This window comes from Clostridium sp. D46t1_190503_E9 (assembly GCF_015555225.1).
GTDB lineage: Bacteria > Bacillota > Clostridia > Clostridiales > Clostridiaceae > Clostridium.
The window spans coordinates 1-7,361 of the sequence record NZ_JADNKB010000026.1 but is presented as its reverse complement, the minus strand read 5'-3'; the positions used below and the strand labels follow the sequence as shown (position 1 = coordinate 7,361).

The 7,361-nt window shown below is 27.9% G+C and carries 4 protein-coding genes and 1 rRNA gene; all 5 read left to right on the top strand.

Annotation, left to right across the window (positions count from 1 at the left end; genetic code table 11):
• Positions 1 to 125 precede the first annotated feature (125 nt).
• The 5 genes from rrf to glgD all read left to right on the top strand — a co-directional run bounded on the left by rrf (position 126) and on the right by glgD (position 6,855).
• Positions 126 to 242: ribosomal RNA gene (rrf, locus tag I2E83_RS17775) — 5S ribosomal RNA — on the top strand.
• 293 nt (positions 243 to 535) lie between these two features.
• On the top strand, positions 536 to 1,969 hold the full coding sequence (glgA, locus tag I2E83_RS17770) for a glycogen synthase GlgA (protein WP_195266914.1): 1,434 nt from the start codon (positions 536 to 538) through the stop codon (positions 1,967 to 1,969).
• A 25-nt stretch (positions 1,970 to 1,994) separates the two neighbouring features.
• Complete coding sequence (locus I2E83_RS17765; protein ID WP_195266913.1) at positions 1,995 to 4,430, top strand: glycogen/starch/alpha-glucan phosphorylase; 2,436 nt, start codon at positions 1,995 to 1,997, stop codon at positions 4,428 to 4,430.
• Positions 4,431 to 4,589: 159 nt separating this feature from the next.
• Complete coding sequence (locus tag I2E83_RS17760) at positions 4,590 to 5,750, top strand: glucose-1-phosphate adenylyltransferase (protein ID WP_195266912.1); 1,161 nt, start codon at positions 4,590 to 4,592, stop codon at positions 5,748 to 5,750.
• 16 nt (positions 5,751 to 5,766) lie between these two features.
• A complete protein-coding gene (gene glgD / locus I2E83_RS17755) occupies positions 5,767 to 6,855 on the top strand; it encodes a glucose-1-phosphate adenylyltransferase subunit GlgD (RefSeq protein ID WP_195266911.1) in 1,089 nt (362 codons plus the stop codon).
• The last annotated feature ends 506 nt before the right edge of the window (positions 6,856 to 7,361 follow it).

Sequence of the window (7,361 nt, the reverse complement as noted above, 5' to 3'; positions counted from 1 at the left end):
TGATAGGTCAGAGGTGTAAGTGTGGTAACATATTTAGCTGACTGATACTAATAGGTCGAGGGCTTGACCAATAAAAAACAGGCTTAAAATTAATTCATGTGCAATTTTCAGAGAACACTCTGAAATCTGGTGATGATGGCGTAGAGGAAACACTCCTTTCCATTCCGAACAGGAAAGTTAAGCTCTACAGCGTCGATGGTACTGCATGGGAGACTGTGTGGGAGAGTAGAACGTTGCCAGGTCGTTAAAAAAGACTTAAGAATTTATTCTTAAGTCTTTTTTGTTATATAATTTTATTTTGAATTTTATTATTTATCAACAGATATTATAAATTTTCATCAAAAACTGTTTATAAAATAAAATAGTTGTGGAAAAGTTGTAACATAATATAGTATAAAAAATCTCTAGTGTAATCATTTACTAAGTTTCTTTATTATATTATTTACATAAAAATGGTTTTTAATAAGAATACTCTTCAATAAATTTCATACATTTAAATATATTATAAATTTTAAATTTATTGGGGGAGTACTGTATGAGAGTATTAATGGTAGCATCTGAGGCACATCCTTTTATTAAAACAGGGGGATTAGGAGATGTAATGGGAGCATTGCCTCAAGCATTAAATAAGGAAAATGTAGAAGTAAAAGTTATATTACCTAAATATAAAAATATATCAAGTAAATATATTAATAATTTGGAGTTTATAAAGTATTTTTATGTTAATGTAGGTTGGAGAAAGCAGTATTGTGGACTTTTTAGATATATATACAATGGGGTAGAGTATTATTTTATAGATAATGAATATTACTTTAAAAGAGATAATCTTTATGGATATTATGATGATGCAGAAAGATTCATTTTCTTTGATAAAGCAGTACTAGAATTTATTAATGAGATGAATTGGAGACCAGATATAATTCATTGTAATGATTGGCAAACAGGAATGGTTCCTGTAATTTATAGATTAGAATACGAAAAAAGAAATATGTATAGAAATATAAAAACATTTTTTTCAATACACAACTTACTTTTCCAAGGAACATTTTCTCCAGAAATTTTGCCAGAATTACTTGGATATAATTATGAAGCATATTTCAATAGAAGTATAGAGTTACATGGCGGGGTAAGTTTTATGAAAGGAGGAATTAATTACTCTGATCAAGTTACTACAGTAAGTAATACTTATGCACAAGAAATTCAGACATCTCAATATGGTGAAAGACTTGAAGGACTTTTAAGACATAGAAGTTATGCGTTGAAGGGAATTTTGAATGGAATAGATTATGATGAATATAACCCTGAAACTGATCAATATATATACAAAAACTATTCATTAGGTAATATATATGACAAGAAAGTAAATAAAGAATGTTTACAAAGAGAATTAGGATTACCAATAAATGGTGATATTCCTATTATAGGAATGGTATCTAGATTGACACATCAAAAAGGATGTGATTTGATTATAAATTCTTTAGATAGATTACTACAAAAGAATATACAAGTAGTTATATTAGGAACTGGAGATAGAGCTTATGAAGAAACACTAAGGAAATTTAACTATATATATCATGATAAGGTTTCAGTAAATATTAAATTTAGTAATGAACTAGCTCATAAAATATATGCAGGATCAGATTTCTTTTTAATGCCATCATTATTTGAACCTTGTGGATTAGGTCAGTTGATTGCATTAAGGTATGGAACAATTCCGATTGTAAGAGAAACTGGAGGATTAAAAGATACAGTCATTCCATATAATCAATACACTGGCTTAGGAAATGGATTTGGATTTAGAAATTATAATTGTCATGAGCTAACACATGTATCAGAATATGCTTTAAATGTCTATAATAATAAACAGATATGGAATTCACTTATAAGACAAGCGATGAAATCAGATAATAGCTGGGAAAAATCAGCAAGAGAATACAAAAAATTATATATAGGTGTAATAAATAAGTAATATTGCTTTAACAGGAGGAGAATTTATGCTAGATGTAGATAAGAATTCCTTAAAGAGGGATTACAAACGAAAATTCCTCGAGATGACGGGAAAGGGATTGGAAGACGGAACTAAGAAACAACAGTATGAAGCTTTAGGAAGTTTAGTTAGAGATTATGTTGCTGAAGAATGGCTTAACACAAATAACAGATATAAAGAAACTGGAGAAAAGCAAGTATATTATTTTTCGATGGAGTTTTTACTTGGAAGATTATTAGGGGATGCTTTAATGAATCTAGGTATAAGAGAAACTTGTAGAGAAGCTCTTGCGGATTTAAATATAAATTTAGATGAACTTGAAAACTTAGAACAGGATCAAGGACTTGGTAATGGTGGTTTAGGTAGATTAGCTGCATGTTTTTTAGATTCTATGGCATCCTTAAATATACCAGGGCATGGGTGTGGAATAAGATATAAATATGGCTTTTTTGAGCAAAAAATAATAGATGGAAAGCAGGTAGAAGTTCCTGATAATTGGTTAAGATCAGGTAATGTATGGGAAATACCTAAAAGAGATAAAGCTGAAATAGTAAAGTTTGGTGGAGAAGTAAAAGTAGAAACTGTAAATGGAAGATTAGCTTTTACCCACGTTAATTACGAACCAGTATTAGCAGTTCCTTATGATACTCCAGTAGTTGGATATCAAAATGAAGTAGTTAATACTTTAAGATTATGGACAGCAGAGCCTGTAAGCAATGAATTTGATTTTTCATCTTTTAGTAGAGGGGAATTTTTAAAAGCAATTGAATATAAAAATTCTGTTGAATCAATATCATTAGTATTATATCCAGAAGATTCATTTTACGAGGGAAAAATGTTAAGGCTGAAGCAACAATACTTTTTTGTATCTGCCGGCTTGCAAAGTATTATAAGACATTATAAAAAATATAATAATAATATACATGAATTAGATGAAAAAGTAGCAATTCATATAAATGATACGCATCCAACGTTAGCTATACCAGAGCTTATGAGAATATTAATTGACGAAGAAGAATTATCATGGGAAGAAGCGTGGAGAATTACCCAAAATACAATTTCATATACAAATCATACTATACTTGCAGAAGCATTAGAAAAATGGCCGATAAATATGTTCAAGAAGGTATTACCTAGAATATATATGATAGTAGAAGAAATAAACGAGAGATATTGTAAGGAATTGTGGGATAAATATACAGCGCAATGGGATAAGATTTCTAGAATGGCTATCATTGGAGATAATTTTGTTAGAATGGCTAATCTAGCTATAGTAGGAAGCCATAGTGTAAATGGAGTTGCAAAGCTTCATACAGAAATACTTAAGAAAAAAGAAATGTCAGATTTTTATTATCTATATCCAAATAAGTTTAATAATAAAACTAATGGAATAACTCATAGAAGATGGCTATTAAAGAGTAATCCAGAACTAACAAATCTATTGAAGGAAACTATAGGTGATAGTTTTATTAGACATCCAATAGATCTAGTTAATTTTGAAAAACATTTAAATGATAATAATGTATTAAATAAACTTAGTAATATAAAGTTAAATAATAAAGTTAAGTTATCTAATGAGATTTATAATTCAACTGGTATAAAAGTAAACCCTGAATCTATATTTGATGTTCAAGTAAAGAGGATTCATGCATATAAGAGGCAAACTTTGAATTGCTTAAGAATTATGGATCTATACAATAAATTAATAGAAAATCCAAATATAGATATAAATCCAAGAACATTTATTTTTGCTGGAAAGGCAGCTCCAGGATATCGTTTAGCTAAAAATACAATAGAGCTTATAACATCAATAGCCAATAAAGTAAATAATGATCCAAGAGTTAATGAAAAAATAAAAGTTGTTATGATGGAGAATTATAGGGTTTCACTAGCAGAAAAAATAATTCCAGCAACTGATTTAAGTGAGCAAATATCAACAACTACAAAGGAAGCATCAGGCACATCTAATATGAAGTTTATGATGAATGGAGCTGTTACAATAGCCACATTAGATGGAGCCAATATAGAAATAAAAGATGAAGTTAAAGATGATAATATAGTTATATTTGGATTAACTGCAAATGAAGTTTTAGATTATTATAAGAATGGTGGATATTCATCATGGGATATATATAATAATGATAATAGAGTTAAAAGGGTTATAGATGGGTTAATAGATGGAACTTATTCTTCTGATAAAGATAAGTTTAGAGTAATATATGATAGTTTATTAATGTATAATGATGAATTTTTCGTTTTGAAGGATTTTGACAGTTATATAAAAGCTCAAATAAAAGTAAATGAACTATATAACAATAAGTACAATTGGCAAAGAATGTGTGGAGTAAACATAGCACATTCAGGAATTTTTTCATCTGATAGAACAATAAAAGAATATGCAACTGGTATCTGGGGATCAGGAGTATTATATAAAAATTTATAAGATTATTAAAACACCTAAAAATCAATTAGGTGTTTTTTTTATAAAAAATAGTGTTACTTAACATATAATTAATGCCTTACTCATATTTATATCTTAAAGAGATACTTTGAGATTTTAATAAATATTTATATATAAACTAAGGTAAGGAGAGTAGGATAGATGGGTAAAAAAGAAATTGTAGCAATGATTTTAGCTGGAGGACAGGGATCACGTTTAGGAGTATTAACAAAAAGATTAGCAAAGCCAGCAGTACCTTTTGGTGGAAAGTATAGGATTATTGATTTCCCATTAAGTAATTGTTCTAATTCAGGTATATACACTGTCGGAGTATTAACACAATATAAGCCATTGGAATTAAATGCACATATAGGTATAGGGGCACCATGGGACTTAGATAGGAGAGATGGTGGAGTAAGAATATTACCACCATATCAAGAAGAAAAGGGCGGGAAATGGTATAAAGGAACAGCAAATGCCATTTATCAAAATATTGAATATGTAGATAGATATAATCCAGAGTATATATTAATACTATCAGGTGATCATATTTATAAAATGAATTATGATAAAATGTTAGAATTTCATAAGGAAAAAGAAGCTGATGCTACAATAGCTGTAATAGATGTACCTATAGAAGAGGCAAGTAGATTCGGAATTATGAATACAAGAGATGATTTATCAGTATATGAATTTGAAGAAAAGCCTAAAAAGCCTAAAAGTACAAAGGCATCCATGGGAATATATATATTTAATTGGAGTGTATTAAAAAGTTTTTTAATTGAAGATGAAAATGATATATACTCTAGTAACGATTTTGGGAAAAATATTATCCCAAATATGCTAAATAAAAGAATGAGATTAGTAGCTTATCCATTTGAAGGTTATTGGAAAGATGTTGGAACTATAAGAAGCTTATGGGAAGCTAATATGGATTTATTAAATACAGATAATAAGTTAAGTTTATATGATAATGAATGGAAGATATACTCAGAGAATATAGCAAGACCAGCTCAGTATATAGGAAGTAACTTAAATGTTAATGAGTCTCTTGTAGTAGAGGGATGTATAGTTGAAGGTGATGTAGAACATTCGGTAATATTTCAGGGGGTAAGTATCGGGAAAAATTCAGTAATAAAAGATTCAGTAATAATGCCAGATACTAAGATTGAAGATAATGTAGTAATAAATAAAGCCATAGTTGGAAGCAATGCAATAATTAGAAGCGGATGTAAAATTGGTGACGGTAAAAAAATAGCAGTTATAGCATCTAAAGAGGAGCTGAAAAGTGGTACAACATTAGAGCCTGCTGAAGCACTATAAATTAGGGGGAAATTAAATGAAGGATTGTATAGGAATAATAAATTTAGATGAAAAGGAAGATTATTTAAAAAATTTAATAGGTTCTAATACAATATCTGCAATGCCAATAGCAGGAAGATATAGAATAATAGATTTCATATTATCAAACTTAACTAATTCAGGGGTAGAGTGTATTGGTATATTTACAAAAAGAAAATCCTATTCTCTTATGAAGCACTTAAGTAATGGAAGACCGTGGGACCTTCATAGGAAGCATGATGCTTTAAAAGTATTCAATTATAGTGAATATGATCCAAGATATGATGATATTCATGGTTTTATAGAAAATATTGAATTTATAAAATACAGTAGAAAAGAGTATATAATTATATCGCCATCATACATGATATGTAATATAAATTATAAGGAAGCTTTAGAAAAGCATAAAACCTCAGGTGATGATATTACAGTAATATATAAGAATGAAGATAACTATAGTAATAAATTTATAAATTGTGAAGAAATAATAATGGACGACAATAATAAAGTAAAAAGCATAAAGGGTATTTCAGAAGGAAGAGGCAATACTAATGTAAATATGGAAATGTATATAATGAAGACAAGTTTATTTATAGATATAATAAAAGATAGTATAACTACTGGACTATATAAGAAAGTAAAAGAATATATAGTAGACAACTTGGAAAATTTAAATGTTGGAACTTTTGAATTTAAAGGCTATCTAGCTTGCATAAACTCAGTGGAATCATATTTTAATACTAATAAGGAATTGTTAAATGTAGAAATAAGCAGAGAGCTATTCTACAATAATAATCCAATATATACGAAACAAAAGGATGAATCTCCAACATACTATTCAAAGGAAAGTAAAGTCGATAATTCTATAATAGCAAATGGATCATATATAGAAGGTAAGGTTGAGAATTGTATAATTGGAAGAAAGGTGAAAATAGCAAAGGATGCTATAGTCAGAAATAGTATAGTAATGGAAAATTGTATAATAGAAAATAATACAATAATAAATAATGCTATATTAAATTCAGGAAATAGAATATCAGAAAATAATGTTATAAATGGTTCTAGTAATTATCCAATTATAATATAGTAAATAGAATAATATATTATAAAATAATAGAATAAGATAAGAAAAGGTGCTTAATAATTTATTCAATAAAAGAATATAATATATTAAGCACCATTTACATATAAAAATAGTATATTTTTATTAATGACGTATAATTCAAATAACAACTAATCCACACGTATCAATATGAGAAAAAAAGAGAAAAATAAAGATATTTGGCGAATTTATAATTATAATTATTATATTTAATAAATTAAAGTATAATTTATTAAAAGAAAGCATGATATCATACTTTATGTCCTAAGGGACAAGAGGTCTTACAAAAAGGATTTAACAGTCAAAAAAAAGATGTTGACAAATAAATCTAAAGATAGTAAGATAAGAAAGTCGCTTGAGAGCGATGAAGAAAATGGTCTTTGAAAATTGAACAGAAAATAAGTTAAGTAAAATAAACCAGCAATTCTTTTAGACGTCTTAAAATTAAGACTCAAAGTAATTTGAGCGAAGAGATTAAACTTTTTATTGAG